At 61.0% G+C, this 16,645-nt stretch carries 16 protein-coding genes; 14 read left to right on the top strand and 2 right to left on the bottom strand.

From position 1 onward, the window contains the following. The first annotated feature begins 45 nt into the window (after positions 1 to 45). The 14 genes from flhA to AC0V2S_RS23130 all read left to right on the top strand — a co-directional run bounded on the left by flhA (position 46) and on the right by AC0V2S_RS23130 (position 14,568). On the top strand, positions 46 to 2,163 hold the full coding sequence (flhA, locus tag AC0V2S_RS23195; RefSeq protein WP_475511783.1) for a flagellar biosynthesis protein FlhA: 2,118 nt from the start codon (positions 46 to 48) through the stop codon (positions 2,161 to 2,163). A gap of 15 nt (positions 2,164 to 2,178) precedes the next feature. Further along, on the top strand, positions 2,179 to 3,510 hold the full coding sequence (gene flhF / locus AC0V2S_RS23190; RefSeq protein ID WP_475511762.1) for a flagellar biosynthesis protein FlhF: 1,332 nt from the start codon (positions 2,179 to 2,181) through the stop codon (positions 3,508 to 3,510). A gap of 96 nt (positions 3,511 to 3,606) precedes the next feature. Then, complete coding sequence (fleN, locus tag AC0V2S_RS23185; RefSeq protein ID WP_475511761.1) at positions 3,607 to 4,446, top strand: flagellar synthesis regulator FleN; 840 nt, start codon at positions 3,607 to 3,609, stop codon at positions 4,444 to 4,446. After that, positions 4,443 to 5,189, top strand: a complete 747-nt coding sequence (fliA, locus tag AC0V2S_RS23180; protein WP_162998629.1) for an RNA polymerase sigma factor FliA — start codon at positions 4,443 to 4,445, stop codon at positions 5,187 to 5,189. Before fleN ends, fliA begins: the two co-directional genes overlap by 4 nt. Before the next feature lie 88 nt (positions 5,190 to 5,277). Continuing rightward, positions 5,278 to 5,652, top strand: a complete 375-nt coding sequence (locus tag AC0V2S_RS23175) for a chemotaxis response regulator CheY (protein ID WP_475511760.1) — start codon at positions 5,278 to 5,280, stop codon at positions 5,650 to 5,652. A 19-nt stretch (positions 5,653 to 5,671) separates the two neighbouring features. After that, positions 5,672 to 6,460, top strand: a complete 789-nt coding sequence (locus tag AC0V2S_RS23170; RefSeq protein WP_475511759.1) for a protein phosphatase CheZ — start codon at positions 5,672 to 5,674, stop codon at positions 6,458 to 6,460. 11 nt (positions 6,461 to 6,471) lie between these two features. After that, complete coding sequence (locus AC0V2S_RS23165) at positions 6,472 to 8,745, top strand: chemotaxis protein CheA (protein ID WP_475511758.1); 2,274 nt, start codon at positions 6,472 to 6,474, stop codon at positions 8,743 to 8,745. Between the two features lie 137 nt (positions 8,746 to 8,882). Next, a complete protein-coding gene (locus tag AC0V2S_RS23160; protein WP_475511757.1) occupies positions 8,883 to 10,019 on the top strand; it encodes a protein-glutamate methylesterase/protein-glutamine glutaminase in 1,137 nt (378 codons plus the stop codon). Beyond that, on the top strand, positions 10,019 to 10,759 hold the full coding sequence (locus AC0V2S_RS23155) for a flagellar motor protein (RefSeq protein WP_475511756.1): 741 nt from the start codon (positions 10,019 to 10,021) through the stop codon (positions 10,757 to 10,759). The genes AC0V2S_RS23160 and AC0V2S_RS23155 overlap by 1 nt, the downstream gene beginning before the upstream one ends. 14 nt (positions 10,760 to 10,773) lie before the next feature. Beyond that, positions 10,774 to 11,646, top strand: coding sequence for a flagellar motor protein MotD (motD, locus tag AC0V2S_RS23150; protein ID WP_475511755.1), 873 nt, complete (start codon positions 10,774 to 10,776; stop codon positions 11,644 to 11,646). Between the two features lie 50 nt (positions 11,647 to 11,696). Next, positions 11,697 to 12,485: a ParA family protein gene (locus AC0V2S_RS23145; RefSeq protein WP_475511754.1), complete on the top strand. Its 789-nt coding sequence runs from the start codon at positions 11,697 to 11,699 to the stop codon at positions 12,483 to 12,485. Between the two features lie 88 nt (positions 12,486 to 12,573). Then, positions 12,574 to 13,590: a CheW domain-containing protein gene (locus AC0V2S_RS23140; RefSeq protein WP_475511753.1), complete on the top strand. Its 1,017-nt coding sequence runs from the start codon at positions 12,574 to 12,576 to the stop codon at positions 13,588 to 13,590. A gap of 90 nt (positions 13,591 to 13,680) precedes the next feature. Further along, entirely contained in the window at positions 13,681 to 14,160 is a 480-nt protein-coding gene (locus AC0V2S_RS23135) for a chemotaxis protein CheW (RefSeq protein WP_108097019.1), read from the top strand. A gap of 3 nt (positions 14,161 to 14,163) precedes the next feature. Then, on the top strand, positions 14,164 to 14,568 hold the full coding sequence (locus AC0V2S_RS23130; RefSeq protein ID WP_475511752.1) for a DUF2802 domain-containing protein: 405 nt from the start codon (positions 14,164 to 14,166) through the stop codon (positions 14,566 to 14,568). Positions 14,569 to 14,667: 99 nt separating this feature from the next. Here AC0V2S_RS23130 and AC0V2S_RS23125 read toward each other — a convergent pair whose 3' ends face one another. Both AC0V2S_RS23125 and fliK read right to left on the bottom strand, forming a co-directional pair. Then, positions 14,668 to 15,000, bottom strand: a complete 333-nt coding sequence (locus AC0V2S_RS23125; RefSeq protein ID WP_475511751.1) for an EscU/YscU/HrcU family type III secretion system export apparatus switch protein — start codon at positions 14,998 to 15,000, stop codon at positions 14,668 to 14,670. Next, positions 14,997 to 16,568, bottom strand: coding sequence for a flagellar hook-length control protein FliK (gene fliK / locus AC0V2S_RS23120; protein WP_475511750.1), 1,572 nt, complete (start codon positions 16,566 to 16,568; stop codon positions 14,997 to 14,999). Before fliK ends, AC0V2S_RS23125 begins: the two co-directional genes overlap by 4 nt. Positions 16,569 to 16,645: the final 77 nt, after the last annotated feature.

Raw genomic sequence — 16,645 nt, 5'->3', positions numbered from 1 at the left:
GTGTTTGCGTCAAAAGTTTGAATGGCGAGGAATGGGCTTGTGGCAATAGATCGCACACAACTGATAGGCGATGTTCGCAGCAACCTGGCGGGCTTGAAGCACGGCAATATCGGTATTCCGTTGTTGCTGATGGTGATGCTCGGCATGGTCATGCTGCCGGTGCCGCCGTTCCTGCTGGACGTGCTGTTCACCTTCAGCTTGGCCTTGGCCATCGTTGTGTTGCTGGTGGCGATCTACGCCTTGCGACCGCTGGATTTCGCCGTATTCCCGACCATTCTGCTGGCTGCCACCTTGCTGCGCCTGGGCCTCAACGTGGCCTCGACGCGGGTGGTTTTGCTCCACGGTCAGGAAGGCCACGACGCCGCTGGTAAGGTGATTCAGGCATTCGGTGAGGTGGTGATCGGCGGTAACTATGTGGTCGGTATCGTGGTGTTTGCGATCTTGATGATCATCAACTTCGTGGTGGTCACCAAGGGCGCCGGGCGTATTTCCGAGGTGAGCGCGCGGTTCACCCTCGACGCCATGCCTGGTAAGCAAATGGCCATCGACGCCGACCTCAACGCCGGCCTGATCGATCAGGTACAAGCCAAGCTGCGTCGCGTTGAAGTGGCGCAGGAAGCCGACTTCTACGGCTCCATGGACGGTGCGAGCAAGTTCGTGCGCGGTGACGCCGTCGCCGGCCTGCTGATTCTGTTTATCAACCTGATCGGTGGTATGGCCATCGGTATCGTCCAGCACGACCTGAGTTTTGGCGACGCCGGCCGTATCTACACCTTGCTGACCATCGGTGACGGTCTGGTGGCGCAGATTCCTTCGCTGTTGCTGTCGACCGCTGCCGCCATCATGGTGACCCGCGTTTCCAGCTCTGAAGACATGGGCCAGCAGGTTACCCGGCAGATGTTTGCCTCGCCCAAAGCTCTGGGCGTAGCTGCTGGGCTGATCATCGCCATGGGCCTGGTGCCCGGCATGCCGCATTTCTCGTTCCTTAGCCTGGGTCTGGTCGCCGCCGCTGGCGCCTACTGGATCGCCAACAAGCAGCGCATGGTCAAAGTCGCCGAAGTGGCGGAAGTACAACGCCAGCAGGAGCTGCTGCCTGCTCAGCGTGCCCAGGAAGTCAAAGAACTGGGTTGGGACGACGTGACGCCGGTGGATATGGTCGGCCTGGAAGTGGGCTATCGCCTCATTCCGCTGGTGGACCGCAACCAGGGCGGGCAATTGCTGGCGCGCATCAAGGGTGTCCGCAAGAAGCTCTCACAGGAGATGGGTTTCTTGATGCCCTCGGTGCATATCCGCGACAACCTTGATCTGCAGCCCAACGCCTACCGCTTGACGCTGATGGGCGTAAGCCTGGCCGAGGCCGAGATCTACCCGGACCGCGAGCTGGCCATCAACCCCGGCCAGGTTTTCGGCACCCTCAACGGGGTGGCCGCCAAAGATCCGGCGTTTGGTCTGGAGGCCGTGTGGATCGACCAGTTCCAGCGCGATCAGGCGCAGTCGCTTGGCTACACGGTAGTGGACGCCAGCACCGTGGTCGCCACGCACCTTAACCAGGTGCTGCACAAACATGCCCACGAGCTGTTGGGCCATGAGGAAGTGCAGCAGCTGATGCAATTGCTGGCCAAAAGCTCGCCGAAATTGGCCGAAGAATTGGTGCCGGGCGTGGTGTCGCTGTCCACCTTGCTCAAAGTGCTGCAGACCTTGCTGCAAGAGCAGGTGCCGGTTCGCGATATCCGTTCCATCGCCGAAGCAATCACCAACGTGAAGAGTCAAGATCCCGCCGCCATGGTCGCTGCGGTACGCGTCGCGCTGTCCCGCTCAATCGTGCAAAGCATTGTGGGACTAGAGCCGGAGCTGCCTGTGATCACCCTGGAACCCAGGTTGGAACAGATATTGCTCAATAGCCTACAGAAGGCCGGTCAAGGCTCCGAGGATGGCATTCTCCTGGAGCCGAGCATGGCCGAGAAGCTGCAGCGTTCCCTGGTGGACGCCGCGCAACGCCAGGAAATGCTCGGCAAGCCAGCCATCCTGCTGGTAGCCGGTCCGGTTCGGGCGATGCTCTCGCGGTTCGCACGGTTGGCAGTACCAACCATGCACGTGTTGGCTTACCAGGAAATCCCAGACAACAAGCAGGTCACCATCGTTGCCACGGTGGGTCAGAACTGAACTGAGGCTTAGGTCATGCAAGTTAAACGCTTTTTCGCCGCCGATATGCGTCAAGTCATGAAGTTGGTTCGCGATGAGCTGGGCGCCGATGCGTCCATCATCGGCACTCGCCGGGTAGCCGGGGGGGTGGAATTGACCGCCGCTCTGGACTACCAGGCGCCGGTGATGCCTGTGCGTCAGCCCAACCCTGAGCTTGAGGTGGAGCTGCGTCGCACGCAGTCGATGCTGGTGTCGGCGCATGCTGACCTGGCCACTCGCGTGTCGGGCGAAAAAATGAAAGACGGCCAGCTGTTCGCCAACGAGTCCATCGTGGCGCCTGAGCTGCCGGCATCCTTTGTCCGCCCTGAGCGGCCAAAACCTGCCGCGGCGCCGGTTCCGGAACCTGTACGGGCGGTGGCAACCGACCAACGCAGCCTGGATGCCATGCGCTTTGAATTGAATGGCCTGCGTGAGCTGATTGAAGTGCAACTGGGTTCCATGGCCTGGGGTCAGATGCAGAGTCGCCGGCCACAACAGGCTGCGCTGTGGCGTCGTCTGCAACGCATGGGCCTGCCGGCCGAGCTGTCGCGTGTGCTGCTGGAGCGGGTGAGCAAGGTGCCGGAGCAGCGTCAAGCTTGGCGCATGATCCTCGCCCACCTGGCCCACGCGATCAAAACGCCGAAGGTCGAACCATTGGAGGAGGGCGGTGTGATCGCCCTGGTTGGCCCGGCTGGTATGGGCAAAACCACTACACTGGCAAAAATGGCCGCCCGTTATGTACTGAAGTACGGCGCCCAGCACGTGGCGTTGGTGAGCATGGACAGCTACCGCATTGGCGCGCAGGAACAACTGAAAACCCTGGGCCGTATTTTGAATGTGTCGGTAACGCAGGTAGACCCGGGCCAATCGCTGACCCAGGCGCTGGAGCCTTTGGCTCGCAAGCGTGTGGTGTTGATCGACACCGCCGGCCTGCCTGGCAACGACCCGGCGCTGCACATGCAGTTGGAAACCTTGGCCGGTCGTGGGGTCAAATCGAGAAATTATCTGGTTTTGGCTGCTACCAGCCAGAGCCAAGTGCTCAAGGCCGCCTACCATAGCTATAAGCGTTGCGGTCTGACTGGCTGTATCCTTACCAAGGCCGATGAAGCGACCAGCCTGGGTGAAGTTATAAGTCTGGCTATAAGCCAGCATCTACCGGTAGCCTATCTGGCAGACGGCCCGCGGATTCCGGATGATTTGCACGTGGCGCGCCCACACCAGTTGGTAAGCCGAGCGGTGAGCCTGCAAGCGCCACAGGAGCCGAGTGAAGATGCGATGGCCGATATGTTTACCGGGCTGTATCAGAACCCGGCACGCCGGGCGAGTTAAACGCCCGGCAGTAAAGTTTTAAACCGTTGCGGTCGCCCTTAAGGGCAAGCGCAGCGTAACCAGCCAAGTGGCCCCAGTCGAAGCTAGACAAGGTGTGTGGATAACATGGGTATGCATCCCGTACAGGTGATCGCGGTGACCGGCGGCAAAGGTGGCGTCGGCAAGACCAATGTATCGGTCAATCTCTCCCTGGCCCTGGCCGATCTTGGCCGGCGGGTGATGCTGATGGACGCCGACCTGGGCTTGGCCAACGTGGACGTGCTGCTGGGCCTGTCGGCCAAGCGCACGCTGGCGGACGTCATCAGCGGCGAATGCGAACTGCGTGACGTGCTGCTGCAAGGCCCGGGCGGTATCCGCATTGTGCCGGCAGCCTCCGGTACACAGAGCATGGTGCAACTCACGCCCATGCAGCACGCCGGTCTTATTCAGGCCTTCAGCGAAATCAGTGACAACCTCGATGTACTCGTCATCGACACCGCCGCCGGTATTGGTGACGCGGTCGTCAGCTTTGTGCGTGCGGCCCAGGAAGTGATTGTGGTGGTGTGCGATGAGCCCACGTCCATCACCGACGCCTACGCCCTGATCAAACTGTTGAACCGCGACCACGGCATGAGCCGTTTCCGCGTGTTGGCCAATATGGCCCACAGCCCGCAAGAGGGTCGCAACCTGTTTGCTAAGCTGACCAAAGTGACTGACCGTTTTCTCGATGTCGCCCTGCAGTACGTCGGCGCTGTGCCTTACGACGAGTCGGTACGCAAGGCAGTGCAGAAACAGCGTGCAGTTTATGAGGCCTTCCCTCGCTCCAAGTGCGCCCTGGCTTTCAAGGCCATTGCGCAGAAGGTCGACACCTGGCCGTTACCAGCCAACCCACGCGGGCACCTGGAGTTTTTCGTGGAGCGTTTGGTACAGCAACCGCTAGCTGATACGGCCGTATGACATCAGGCAATGGGCTCCGTATGTATAGCAAGGCACAGGCGCAGGACTCCCAGCACCAGTTGATCGAGCGTTACGCCCCACTGGTCAAACGCATCGCCTACCACTTGCTGGCTCGCTTGCCAGCAAGCGTTCAGGTGGAAGACCTCATTCAGGCCGGCATGATCGGCCTGCTCGAAGCATCGAAAAAATACGACTCCAGCAAAGGCGCCAGTTTTGAAACTTTCGCCGGCATTCGCATACGCGGATCTATGCTGGATGAAGTACGCAAAGGCGATTGGGCACCGCGTTCGGTGCACCGCAATAGTCGGATGGTCAGTGACGCAATCCGAAAAATTGAAGCCAGAACAGGCAGAGACGCTAAAGATCAAGAAGTTGCGGCCGAACTCCAATTGAGTCTCGAGGATTACTACGGCATTCTTGGCGACACTTTGGGCAGTCGCCTGTTCAGTTTCGACGACCTTCTTCAGGACGGCGAACACACGGGTCTGCGTGAAGACGCTGGCATTACCCACTTCGAGCCTTCGCGCGATCTGGAAGATGAACGTTTCCAATCGGCATTGGCAGCGGCCATTTCCGGGCTGCCGGAGCGCGAACAGTTGGTGTTGTCGCTGTATTACGACGAAGAACTGAATCTCAAGGAAATTGGCGAAGTGCTGGGGGTCAGCGAATCGCGGGTCAGCCAGTTGCATAGCCAGTGTGCCGCTCGTTTGCGTGCACGCTTGAGCGAGTGGCGCGCCAGCTAGCTGAGCGGTACTGCCAGTTTCTCGATTCAACGCGCATCCAGGTGCTGGGTGCGTTTAGGACTGTACGGAGGTCGACTTGGACAAAAACATGAAAATCCTCATCGTTGACGACTTCTCAACGATGCGACGGATCATCAAGAACCTCTTGCGCGACTTGGGATTTACCAACACCGCTGAGGCAGATGACGGAACCACGGCTCTACCCATGCTGCAAAGCGGCAGCTTCGACTTTCTCGTGACTGACTGGAACATGCCGGGTATGACCGGTATCGACCTCTTGCGCGCGGTTCGCGCGGATGACCGTCTCAAGGCCCTGCCGGTGCTGATGGTTACCGCAGAAGCCAAGCGCGATCAGATTATTGAAGCGGCGCAAGCCGGGGTGAATGGTTATGTAGTCAAACCGTTCACAGCGCAGGTTCTGAAAGAGAAGATCGAAAAAATCTTCGAGCGTGTTAACGGCTGATTCCGGCCGTGGGGGCATTATGGCGCACGACGATCTACCCATGGGCGACCTCGAGTCGTCTCTAAAATCCAATGCCCGTGAGCTCGTTGAGAGCCTTGAAAAAGGTAATTTTGGCGACGCGGTCCAGCTGATTCACGAGCTCAATAAAGTTCGTGACCGTGGGCTGTATCACGAGGTGGGCAAACTGACGCGTGAGCTGCACAACGCCATCGTCAATTTCCAGCTTGACCCACGCGTGCCGCATGCCAAGGAAGTGTCGCAAATCACCGACGCCACCGAACGCCTGAACTATGTCGTGACGATGACCGAGAAAGCGGCCAATCGCACCATGGATCTGGTGGAGCAGAGCGCGCCGCTGGTTAACGACCTGCATGACGAAGCGACTAACCTGAGTGCTGACTGGGGTCGCTTTATGCGCCGCGAGTTGGGCGCTGAAGCATTCCGTGAACTGGCCAAACGCATCGAGCTGTTTCTGGCTCGCAGCGAGCGCGACAGCAGCAAATTGTCGGGGCACCTCAACGACATTCTGCTGGCGCAGGACTACCAGGACCTGACCGGTCAGGTGATCAAACGCGTTACGCAACTGGTGACAGAAGTCGAAGCCAACCTGCTGAAACTGGTGCTGATGGCCAGTCAGGTAGACCGTTTCGCCGGCATTGAGCACGACCATTCCGTGCTACGCGCCGAGCAAGAAAAACAAAAAGAGCCTTCTCACGGTGAAGGTCCGCAGATTCATGCCGATAAGCGTGAAGACGTCGCCTCTAATCAAGACGATGTAGACGATCTGCTATCCAGCCTAGGGTTTTAGGGAGCACACCAATGAGCTTCGGCGCCGATGAAGAAATCCTCCAGGACTTCCTGGTAGAGGCCGGCGAAATTCTTGAGCTGTTATCCGAGCAACTGGTCGAGCTGGAAAGCCGCCCGGATGACTCGAACCTGCTCAATGCTATTTTCCGCGGTTTCCATACCGTCAAAGGTGGCGCCGGCTTCCTCCAGCTCAACGAGCTGGTGGAGTGCTGCCATATCGCCGAGAACGTGTTCGACATCCTGCGCAAGGGTGAACGGCGCGTTGACTCGGAGCTCATGGACGTTGTCCTCGAAGCCTTGGACGCCGTTAACGGCATGTTTTCCGAAGTGCGCGAACGCGCCACGCCAACCCCGGCTTCGCCCGAGTTGTTGGCGGCGCTGTCGCGTCTGGCCGAACCACAAAGCGCCGCAGAACTTGCCGGTGCCGGCGCAGAACCTGAAGCTGCTGAGCCTGAACCCGAAGTGGAAGAGGCGCCTGCCGCGGCCGCCGCTTCAGGCGATATCACCGACAGCGAATTCGAGCAGTTGCTCGACGCGCTGCACGACGAACCCAAAGCGCCCGCTGCGGCCAGCAGCGGCGATGAAATCACCGACGACGAGTTCGAATCGTTGCTCGATCAGCTGCACGGCAAAGGCCAGTTCGCTGCGCCTGCTGCGGCCGCCGCGCCAGTTGCACCGGTCAGCGCGCCGCCTGCCAGCGAAACTCCGGCGGCCTCCGGCGGTGGTGATGAAATCACCGACGACGAATTCGAAGCCTTGCTGGATCAACTGCATGGCAAAGGCAAATTTGTAGAGCCAACTGCAACACCTGAACCAGCAGCCCCGGCACCGGTAGCGGCGGCGACGCCTGCGGCCAGCGGCAATGGTGACAACATCACCGACGACGAATTCGAAGCCCTGCTGGATCAGTTGCACGGTCAGGGCAAGTTCGTCGAGCCCGCCGCACAAGCGCCATTGCCGGCTGCTGTTGCAGCCCCGGCCAAGCCCGCTGCACCGGCCGCCAAGCCGGCGCCGAAAGCTGAACCGGCCAAACCCGCCGCTGCTAAGCCGGCAGCCCCTGCACCGGCACCAGCCGCAGCAGCTGCAGCCGCCGCTGACAAAGCGGGCCCGGCTACTGAAGCTGAGACCACCGTACGGGTCGATACCGCGCGCCTCGACGAGATCATGAACATGGTCGGCGAGCTGGTGCTGGTGCGTAACCGTCTGGTGCGCCTGGGCTTGAATAGCGGCGACGAGAACATGTCCAAGGCCGTGTCCAACCTCGATGTGGTGACGGCCGATCTGCAGACCGCGGTGATGAAAACCCGCATGCAGCCGATCAAGAAAGTCTTCGGTCGTTTCCCGCGTCTGGTTCGCGACCTGGCTCGCAGCCTGAAAAAAGAAATCAACCTGGAACTGGTGGGGGAAGAAACCGACCTCGACAAGAACCTGGTCGAGGCGCTGGCCGACCCGTTGGTCCACTTGGTGCGCAACTCGGTGGACCACGGCATCGAATCGCCGGAAAAACGCGAAGCTGCTGGCAAGAGCCGCGGCGGCAAAATCGTGTTGTCGGCGCAGCAAGAGGGTGACCATATCCTGTTGTCGATCTCTGACGACGGCAACGGCATGGACCCCGACGTGCTGCGCGCCAAAGCGGTGGAGAAGGGCGTGCTCGACAAAGACGCCGCCGACCGCTTAAGCGAAGCCGAATGCTACAACCTGATTTTCGCCCCGGGCTTCTCGACCAAAACCGAGATCTCCGATGTGTCCGGCCGCGGTGTGGGCATGGACGTGGTGAAAACCAAGATTTCCCAGCTCAACGGCATCATCAACATCTACTCGGCCAAGGGCCAGGGCACCAAGATCGTCATCAAGGTGCCGCTGACCCTGGCGATCATGCCGACCCTGATGGTGATGCTCGGCAACCAGGCCTTTGCCTTCCCGCTGGTGAACGTCAACGAGATTTTCCACCTCGACCTGTCGCGCACCAACGTGGTCGACGGCCAGGAAGTGGTCATCGTGCGGGACAAGGCGCTGCCGCTGTTCTACCTCAAGCGCTGGCTGGTCAGCAGTGCGCAGCATGAAGAACAGCACGAAGGCCATGTGGTGATTCTGTCGGTGGGTACCCAGCGGATCGGTTTTGTGGTCGATCAACTGGTGGGCCAGGAAGAGGTGGTAATCAAGCCGCTGGGCAAAATGCTGCAGGGCACTCCGGGTATGTCCGGGGCGACCATCACCGGGGACGGGCGCATTGCCCTGATTCTGGATGTGCCGAGCATGCTCAAGCGTTACGCGCGCCGTATCTGATTGCGGCGTGTTCGAGACTAAGTGTGAAGGCAGCAAGGAGCGTGGCATTTACTGGGAGTAAATAAGCGCTTCGCCTGCCTGCGCAGCACCAAGCGCGACGGCCCAACGGGGCCTCGGGCGGGTTCAAAGGAGCGGTTATGGCAGTTAAGGTTTTGGTAGTGGACGATTCCGGCTTCTTCCGCCGGCGTGTCTCGGAGATTCTCTCCGCCGACCCGAATATCCAGGTTGTCGGTACCGCCACCAATGGCCGTGAGGCCATCGATCAAGCCCTGGCCCTCAAGCCTGACGTGATCACCATGGACTACGAAATGCCGATGATGGATGGCATTACGGCCGTGCGTCATATCATGCAGCGTTGCCCAACCCCGGTTCTGATGTTCTCCTCGCTTACCCACGAAGGCGCGCGCGTCACCCTCGATGCGCTGGATGCCGGCGCCGTGGATTTCCTGCCGAAGAACTTCGAAGACATTTCGCGTAACCCCGAGAAGGTCAAACAACTGCTGTGCGAGAAGGTGCATACCATCGCCCGCAGTAACCGGCGTTACAGCAGTTTCTCCAGCGCCCCGGCAGCAACACCCGCCGCGGCGCCCGCACCGGCCCATGCGCCGGCCACCAGCAGCACCCCCGCACGCCCGGCACCGGTAGCCCCTCGGCCAACCGCCGCACCGGCTCCGGCTCACGCGCCATCGTCCAGCGCCGCGCCCAAGCGCAAGGCTTACAAACTGCTGGCCATCGGCACGTCTACCGGCGGCCCGGTCGCACTGCAACGCGTGCTCACCCAACTGCCGGCCAATTTTCCTGCGCCCATCGTGCTGATTCAGCATATGCCGGCGGCTTTTACCAAGGCCTTCGCCGAGCGCCTGGACAAGCTGTGCCGCATCAGCGTGAAAGAAGCCGAAGACGGCGACCAGTTGCGTCCCGGTCTGGCCCTGTTGGCGCCCGGCGGCAAGCAGATGATGGTCGACGGCCGTGGCACGGTGAAAATCCTGCCGGGCGATGAGCGCCTTAATTATCGCCCGTGCGTGGACATCACCTTCGGTTCCGCCTCCAAGGCCTACGGCGACAAAGTGCTCGCCGTGGTGCTTACCGGCATGGGGGCTGATGGCCGTGAGGGTGCGCGCCTGCTCAAGCAGGGCGGCAGCCAGGTGTGGGCTCAGGACGAAGCCAGTTGCGTGATTTACGGTATGCCCATGGCCATCGTCAAAGCCAATCTGGCCGACGCGGTCTATAGCCTCGATGACATCGGTCGGCACCTGGTGGAGGCCTGTGTCTGATGGATGTACTCAGCCTTATCGGGGTGATTTTGGCGCTGGTCGCCATTCTGGGCGGCAACTACCTGGAAGGCGGCCACGTCGGCGCGTTGCTCAATGGCCCGGCGTTTCTGATCGTGGTCGGCGGCACCTTGGGTGCGGCCTTCCTGCAAACCCCGATGACTGTTTTCAAGCGCTCGCTGGTTACCGTGCGCTGGATTATTTTTCCGCCGCGCATCGACCTGGCCGGGGGGATCAACCGCGTCGTGGGCTGGAGCCAGACCGCGCGCAAGGAAGGCTTGCTGGGTCTGGAAGCGGTGGCGGATGTCGAGCCCGACCCATACGCGCGCAAAGGCCTGCAACTGCTGGTCGACGGCGCTGAGCCCGAAGCCATTCGCAGCATTCTGGAAGTGGACCTGTATACCCAGGAAGGCCGCGATATTCAGGCCGCCAAAGTTTTCGACAGCATGGGCGGTTACTCGCCCACCATCGGCATCATCGGTGCGGTGATGGGCCTGATTCATGTGATGGGCAATCTGGCCGACCCGAGCATGCTCGGCAGCGGCATTGCCGTCGCGTTTGTCGCCACCATTTACGGCGTGGCGTTCGCCAACCTGCTGCTGTTGCCGGTGGGCAACAAGCTCAAAGCGATTGCGTTGCGCCAGTCGCGCTACCGGGAAATGCTCCTGGAAGGAATTCTCTCCATTGCCGAAGGGGAAAATCCGCGCTCAATCGAGCTCAAGCTGCAAGGCTTCATGGACTAAAGGTTCGGCTGAATATGGCCCGTCGGCGGCATCACGAAGAGCACGAAAATCACGAACGTTGGCTGGTGTCCTACGCGGACTTCATCACCTTGCTGTTCGCGTTCTTCGTGGTCATGTACTCGATTTCGTCGATCAACGAGGGCAAGTACAAGATTCTGTCCGATAGCCTGGTCGGCGCGTTCAATCAGCCGGACCGGGCGATCAAACCGATTCCGGTCGGCGATGAGCGCCCACTGACCACCGAACCCGAGCGTCCGCTGGACCAGGACACGCCGGCCGTGGACGACCCGAGCAAAGCGTTGCAGGAAATCAGCGACGCGGTGAAGTCGGCGTTTGGCGACCTGATCAAGAGTGACGAAATGACCGTGCGTGGCAATGAGCTGTGGATTGAAATCGAGCTCAATTCCAGCCTGTTGTTCCCCAGCGGCGATGCCATTCCCAACGATAAGGCGTTCACCATTATCGAAAAGGTTGCCAAAATTCTGGCGCCTTACGAGAATCCCATCCATGTGGAAGGTTTCACGGATAATCTTCCGATCAAAACCGCGCAGTTTCCTACGAACTGGGAGCTGTCTACGGCGCGGGCAGCTAGCATTGTAAGAATGATGGCCATGGATGGCGTAAACGCCGGGCGCCTGGCAGCGGTTGGTTATGGAGAGTTTCAGCCCCTCGCGGATAACGCGACGGCAGAGGGAAGAGCGCGCAATCGCCGGGTGGTGCTGGTGGTGTCGCGCAACTTGGATGTGCGACGCAGTGTAAGTGGTGTAGGAAGTGGTCACGCCAAGCCGGACGCGGCATTAGAGCGAGCTGGCACACAACCTGCACCGTCGCCAACAGCGCAGCCGCCGGAAGGCGGCGCTGTCAATTCCCCGTCGCCGACCCCGTAGGGCGGCACTTGTTCTCGGTAAGCCCTTGGTGCGCCGGGAGGATAACGAACATGAGAGTCTGGGCAGTAGCCAATCAAAAAGGTGGGGTAGGCAAGACCACCACAAGCATCGCACTGGCGGGCCTGTTGGCCGACGCCGGCAAGCGCGTGGTTGTGGTCGATCTTGATCCACATGGCTCCATGACGAGCTATTTCGGGCATGACCCCGATTCGCTGGAGCACAGCGCCTTCGACCTGTTCCAGCACCAGGGCAGCGTGCCGCTAGGCTTGCCGGGCCAGTTGCTGCTGCCTACCAGCCATCCGTCCATTTCGCTGATGCCGTCGAGCACCGCGCTGGCCACCCTCGAGCGCCAGTCGCCGGGGCAGAGTGGCCTGGGCCTGGTGATCGCCAAAAGCCTGGCGCAACTGTGGGACGATTTCGACCACGCCATTATCGACAGCCCGCCCTTGCTCGGCGTGCTGATGGTGAACGCCCTGGCCGCCAGCCAGCAGTTGGCGATTCCCGTGCAAACCGAGTTTCTCGCGGTAAAAGGCCTGGAGCGCATGGTCAGCACCCTGGCGATGATCAACCGCTCGCGCAAACAGGCGCTGCCGTACACCATCGTGCCGACTCTGTTCGACCGCCGCACCCAGGCGTCGTTGAGCACCTTGCGCACGCTGCGCAATGCGTATCCGGATCACCTGTGGCCGGCCTACATTCCGGTCGACACCCGGTTGCGTGACGCCAGCCGCGCCGGGCAAACGCCGTCGCAGTTCGACGACAAGAGCCGCGGCGTGCTGGCCTACCGGGCGCTGCTCAAGCATTTGCTCAGCAACGAACTGGCCGCGCAGGTCGCCTGACGATGGCCATTTTTGCTATCAAGGCTGGCTCAAGTCGGGCGCCCCTGCTGCCGATATATGAGTCAGTCCATTTATTCGGGTTTTGTCTATGAGCCGTCCTATTGCAACCGCTTCGCGCCCGCAGCTGGCCTTGCAGTCCTATCTGGACGGCCTGCTGCAGGAAGCGGCTGCCGAATTGGCCGACTCGCTGCCGGTTGAACCGGTCGCCCTGGCGGTAGTGCAGGCTGCTGCACCGGCCCCTGCGCCCGTTCGCCCGACTCCGCTAACGTCGCCTGTCGTGGCCCAGCCCACGGCTCTGCTGGATGAAGCCGACGCCATTTCCCTCGACGAATTCGAAGCTGCGGTGCTGGAAGAGCAGGTGCGTGATGCCCGCTTGCAGGCGCCGCCGGTTGCCGCCAAACCGGCCGCCGTGAAGCTGGAACGCCCGACCCTGGTATTGCCGACACTGGAAATGGCCAAGCCGCTGCTGATGCCGACGCTGCTGGTTGAGCCGCCGGCGCCGCCAGCAGAAAAACCAGTAGCGGAAAAACCCGTCGTGGTCGCGCCGCCAGTTATCGAATCGGTGGTGGAAAAACAGATCCACGCCGACATGTCGCCGACCCCGCCGCCGCTGCAACTGAGCGGCCAGCCAAGCTGGGGCGAAGAACCGTTTGAGTGCCTGCTGTTCGACGTCGCCGGCCTGACGCTGGCGGTGCCGTTAGTGTGCCTGGGCTCGATCTACCCGCTGGTGGGCCAGGAGCTGACGCCATTATTTGGCCAGCCAGACTGGTTCCTCGGTATCCTGCCGTGCCAGGCTGGCAACCTGCGGGTGCTGGACACCGCGCGCTGGGTGATGCCTGATCGCTACCGCGATGATTTTCGCCAGGGCTTGCAGTATGTGATTTCCGTGCAAGGCTACGAATGGGGGCTGGCGGTTCACCAGGTCAGCCGCTCGATTCGCCTGGACCCCAAAGAGGTCAAATGGCGCAGTCAGCGCAGCCAGCGGCCATGGTTGGCTGGCACCGTGATCGAACATATGTGCGCATTGGTGGATGTGGCCGTGCTGGCCGAACTGATCGCCAGCGGCGCCGCCAAGCGCCTGACCAGTGATGGTCGCGTGCATTGATGATTGAACAGCCCCGCCAGTGCGGGGCTTTACAGTAAACGGCGGGTGCTACCCGTAAGCTGCGCGAGCGGCATTGATGAGGCTAGGGATATGAAGAAAAACTCCGCACAAGGTTCCGAAGATCCCATTCTGCAGTGGGTGACGTTCCGTCTGGACAACGAAACCTACGGCATCAATGTGATGCAAGTGCAGGAAGTCCTGCGCTACACCGAAATTGCCCCGGTGCCGGGTGCCCCTAGCTACGTACTGGGCATCATCAACCTGCGCGGCAACGTGGTGACCGTGATCGATACCCGCCAGCGCTTCGGCCTGGACTCCGGTTCGGTTACTGACAACACCCGTATTGTGATCATCGAAGCCGACAAGCAAGTGGTTGGCATCATGGTCGACAGCGTGGCCGAGGTGGTTTACCTGCGCCAATCGGAAGTGGAAACCGCACCTAACGTCGGCAACGACGAGTCGGCCAAGTTTATCCAGGGCGTCTGCAACAAGAACGGCGAACTGCTGATTCTGGTTGAGCTGGACAAAATGATGTCTGAAGAAGAATGGTCCGAACTGGAGAGCATCTAACCCATGCTCGACGTCGTGCTGTTGGTGCTAGCCCTGGCCTGCGTTGCGCTGGGCGGCACCTGCATCTGGCTGGCCGGCCGGCAGCGCGAGTTTGTCCGTCAGTTTGAACACCAGGCGCAGCGCGATGCGTTGCGCGACCAGGCCATCAAAGAACTGAAGAAACGCCTGGATACCTACCTCACCGGTAGCATCCGCATGGGCGAAGAGCTGTACGAACTGCGCCGCACCGTGGCGCCGATTCCGGACAAGCTCAGTCAGATAGAGCAGCGCGACCCCAGCAATCTTTCCTTTACCCAGGCGGCGCGGTTGGTCGGCCTGGGTGCCAGTGTCGATGACCTCACGCAATCGTGCGGGTTGAGTCGTGCTGAAGCCGAGCTGGTCAGCAAACTCCACCAAGCCAAGCGCTGATTTGCGTTTCTTTTGTAGGAGCCAGCTTGCTGGCGAATCCTGCAAACACCGGTCGTGATCGTCTTTTCCAGGGTTCGCCAGCAAGCTGGCTCCTACGGTTTAATCGAGCAACGGCTGCGGGGTGTGCGGGGTTACGTCTTTCTCGCTGCCGTCATCTGGCACAAACCCTTCCGGTGCTTTGCCCTTCAAGTACCAGGCAAACGCGATGATCTCGGCGATGCTTTTGTACAGCTCCTCGGGAATCGAGTCGCCCAATTCCATGCGCGCCAACAACCGCACTAGCTCGGCGTTTTCGTAGATTGGCACTTCGTATTCGCGGGCGATCGCCAGAATGGCTTCGGCCAGTTCGTCGTCGCCTTTGGCGGAGAGATTCGGCGCGCTTTTTCCGTCGTAGGTGAGGGCAATCGCCTGGCGGGGGGCTTCGCGTTTCATGCTTTGTCGTCGATCCAGCGTTGTTCGAGGGAGGTGCGCGGGCCTTGTGGGGGGAAACCTTGTTGGCATTCCAGCTCGCCGACGTTAAGGCCGGCGGCAGTCAGGCGGTCGCGCAGGGTGCCGAGTTCTGTGTCGATCAACTGCACGGTACTCAGCTTCTCGGCCCACAACTGGCTGGTGAGGCTGCCGCGGGCCAGTTGGGCTTGTACTTGCAGCGGGCCGAGCGGGGCGATATCGAACGCCAATTCCACCCGCCACACCGGTTCTTGCTGCTGACCTTTCTTGCCGCCTTTGCCGTTCTGTTTTTCTTCCTGCGCATCTTCGCGCTGCATTTTAAGTTGCAGCGGCACCAGGTCTTGCTGGTTGCGCATGGGGATTTCCATTTGCCAGGTGGTCAGCAGATTGCCTTCGGGCGTCAGCTGGCTTTGCGCCAGGCTCGACAACTGATGGGTTTGCAGGCGCGACACGGCCGCGGCGGCGAGCTTGAGCAGGCCTTCCAGATCGCCTTCCTTTTCCAGCTCCATCTGCAGTTTGGTCGGCAGGGGAAAGGTCAGGCCTTGTTGCTTGGCGCCGGTTTGCCCCAGCGCGCCTAAGGCGTTGCGCAAGAACACCGGCAGGGCCTGGCCGAGATTGGCGCCGATGGTATTCGGGTTGATGGCGGTGCCGGTGGGCAGGGCTGGGAGAATCTGCGCGATCAGGCGCAGCAGGTTGGCTTTCATATCCTGGGACAGCCCGGCCGCATTACCGCTGAGCAGCTTGGCTTCGAGAAACATGCCGCTGTTTTCCAGGGCCTGAGACAGCCCCTTGGAATCGCTGAGCTGCGTGCCGGCGGGCAGGGCACCGAGCAATTTGTCGATGCTGGTGCGCAGGCCTTCGGGCAAGCCGTCCTTGCCGCTCAAGCCTTGCAGAGATTTCAGCAACCCTTCCAGCGAGCCTTGGCGGGCTTGTTGGCTGCCGAGTTGCTGGCCCAGTTCAAGTTGGTCGAGGCGCCCGCTCAGCGGCAGAAACGCCAGCGACTGGTTGCTCTGCACCTGCGCCGTCAGCAGGCTGCCGACCGGAAGGTTCAACGGGGTTTCGATGGCCAGCTTGCTGCCGGCCATGGAGGTGTTGAGCAGGCTCATCACCACTTTGTTGAGTACTTGCTGGGTTTGCTGTTGCACGAACGCCTGACTGGATTCCACTTTGCCCTGAATAACCGTGCCGGTCGGCATGGCATCGCCGTCCAGGCTGGTCAGCGGGTCGCCGCCGACGGCGAGCTGCATGACCACGGACAACCGGGTATCGGAGACGGCCGTCACGCCCACGGTGCTGCCCGGCACCAGCGGCTGGTTGGTGGTGGCTTGCACGGTGGCAGGCTGGCCGGTGGGCAGGTTCAAGCGAAGCAGCACTTGCTGGAAGTTCTGCGCGAGGTCTTTGACGCTGATGACATCAGCCGTGGTGCTGTCACCTACGGCCAGCAGGTCGCCCAGCGGCTGCAGCAGTTTGACCGCCGCGTCGGTCACCGAGGTGTTCGGGCGCGGGGTCGGCGTGATCGCGGGGAGTGGGCGAGTGCTACTGATTTCGCTCATCGGCGGTTTACAACCTGTCGAAAAAGCCAGCTTCGAGGGGCGGGCATGACATGTATAATGCCGCCCCGTCCGGGTCG

The sequence above is a fragment of the Pseudomonas sp. CC11G genome, assembly GCF_056174845.1.
Note: the sequence above shows the minus strand (reverse complement) of the source record. Positions and strands in the feature narration are given on the sequence as shown.

Bases quoted from the DNA above. Each gene is read 5' to 3' on its own strand.
- flhF (WP_475511762.1), top strand. From the start codon at position 2,179: ATGCAAGTTAAACGCTTTTTCGCCGCCGATATGCGTCAAGTCATGAAG.
- fliA (WP_162998629.1), top strand. From the start codon at position 4,443: ATGACATCAGGCAATGGGCTCCGTATGTATAGCAAGGCACAGGCGCAG.
- AC0V2S_RS23175 (WP_475511760.1), top strand. From the start codon at position 5,278: ATGAAAATCCTCATCGTTGACGACTTCTCAACGATGCGACGGATCATC.
- AC0V2S_RS23170 (WP_475511759.1), top strand. From the start codon at position 5,672: ATGGCGCACGACGATCTACCCATGGGCGACCTCGAGTCGTCTCTAAAA.
- AC0V2S_RS23165 (WP_475511758.1), top strand. From the start codon at position 6,472: ATGAGCTTCGGCGCCGATGAAGAAATCCTCCAGGACTTCCTGGTAGAG.
- AC0V2S_RS23160 (WP_475511757.1), top strand. From the start codon at position 8,883: ATGGCAGTTAAGGTTTTGGTAGTGGACGATTCCGGCTTCTTCCGCCGG.
- AC0V2S_RS23155 (WP_475511756.1), top strand. From the start codon at position 10,019: ATGGATGTACTCAGCCTTATCGGGGTGATTTTGGCGCTGGTCGCCATT.
- motD (WP_475511755.1), top strand. From the start codon at position 10,774: ATGGCCCGTCGGCGGCATCACGAAGAGCACGAAAATCACGAACGTTGG.
- AC0V2S_RS23145 (WP_475511754.1), top strand. From the start codon at position 11,697: ATGAGAGTCTGGGCAGTAGCCAATCAAAAAGGTGGGGTAGGCAAGACC.
- AC0V2S_RS23140 (WP_475511753.1), top strand. From the start codon at position 12,574: ATGAGCCGTCCTATTGCAACCGCTTCGCGCCCGCAGCTGGCCTTGCAG.
- AC0V2S_RS23135 (WP_108097019.1), top strand. From the start codon at position 13,681: ATGAAGAAAAACTCCGCACAAGGTTCCGAAGATCCCATTCTGCAGTGG.
- AC0V2S_RS23130 (WP_475511752.1), top strand. From the start codon at position 14,164: ATGCTCGACGTCGTGCTGTTGGTGCTAGCCCTGGCCTGCGTTGCGCTG.
- AC0V2S_RS23125 (WP_475511751.1), bottom strand. From the start codon at position 15,000: ATGAAACGCGAAGCCCCCCGCCAGGCGATTGCCCTCACCTACGACGGA.
- fliK (WP_475511750.1), bottom strand. From the start codon at position 16,568: ATGAGCGAAATCAGTAGCACTCGCCCACTCCCCGCGATCACGCCGACC.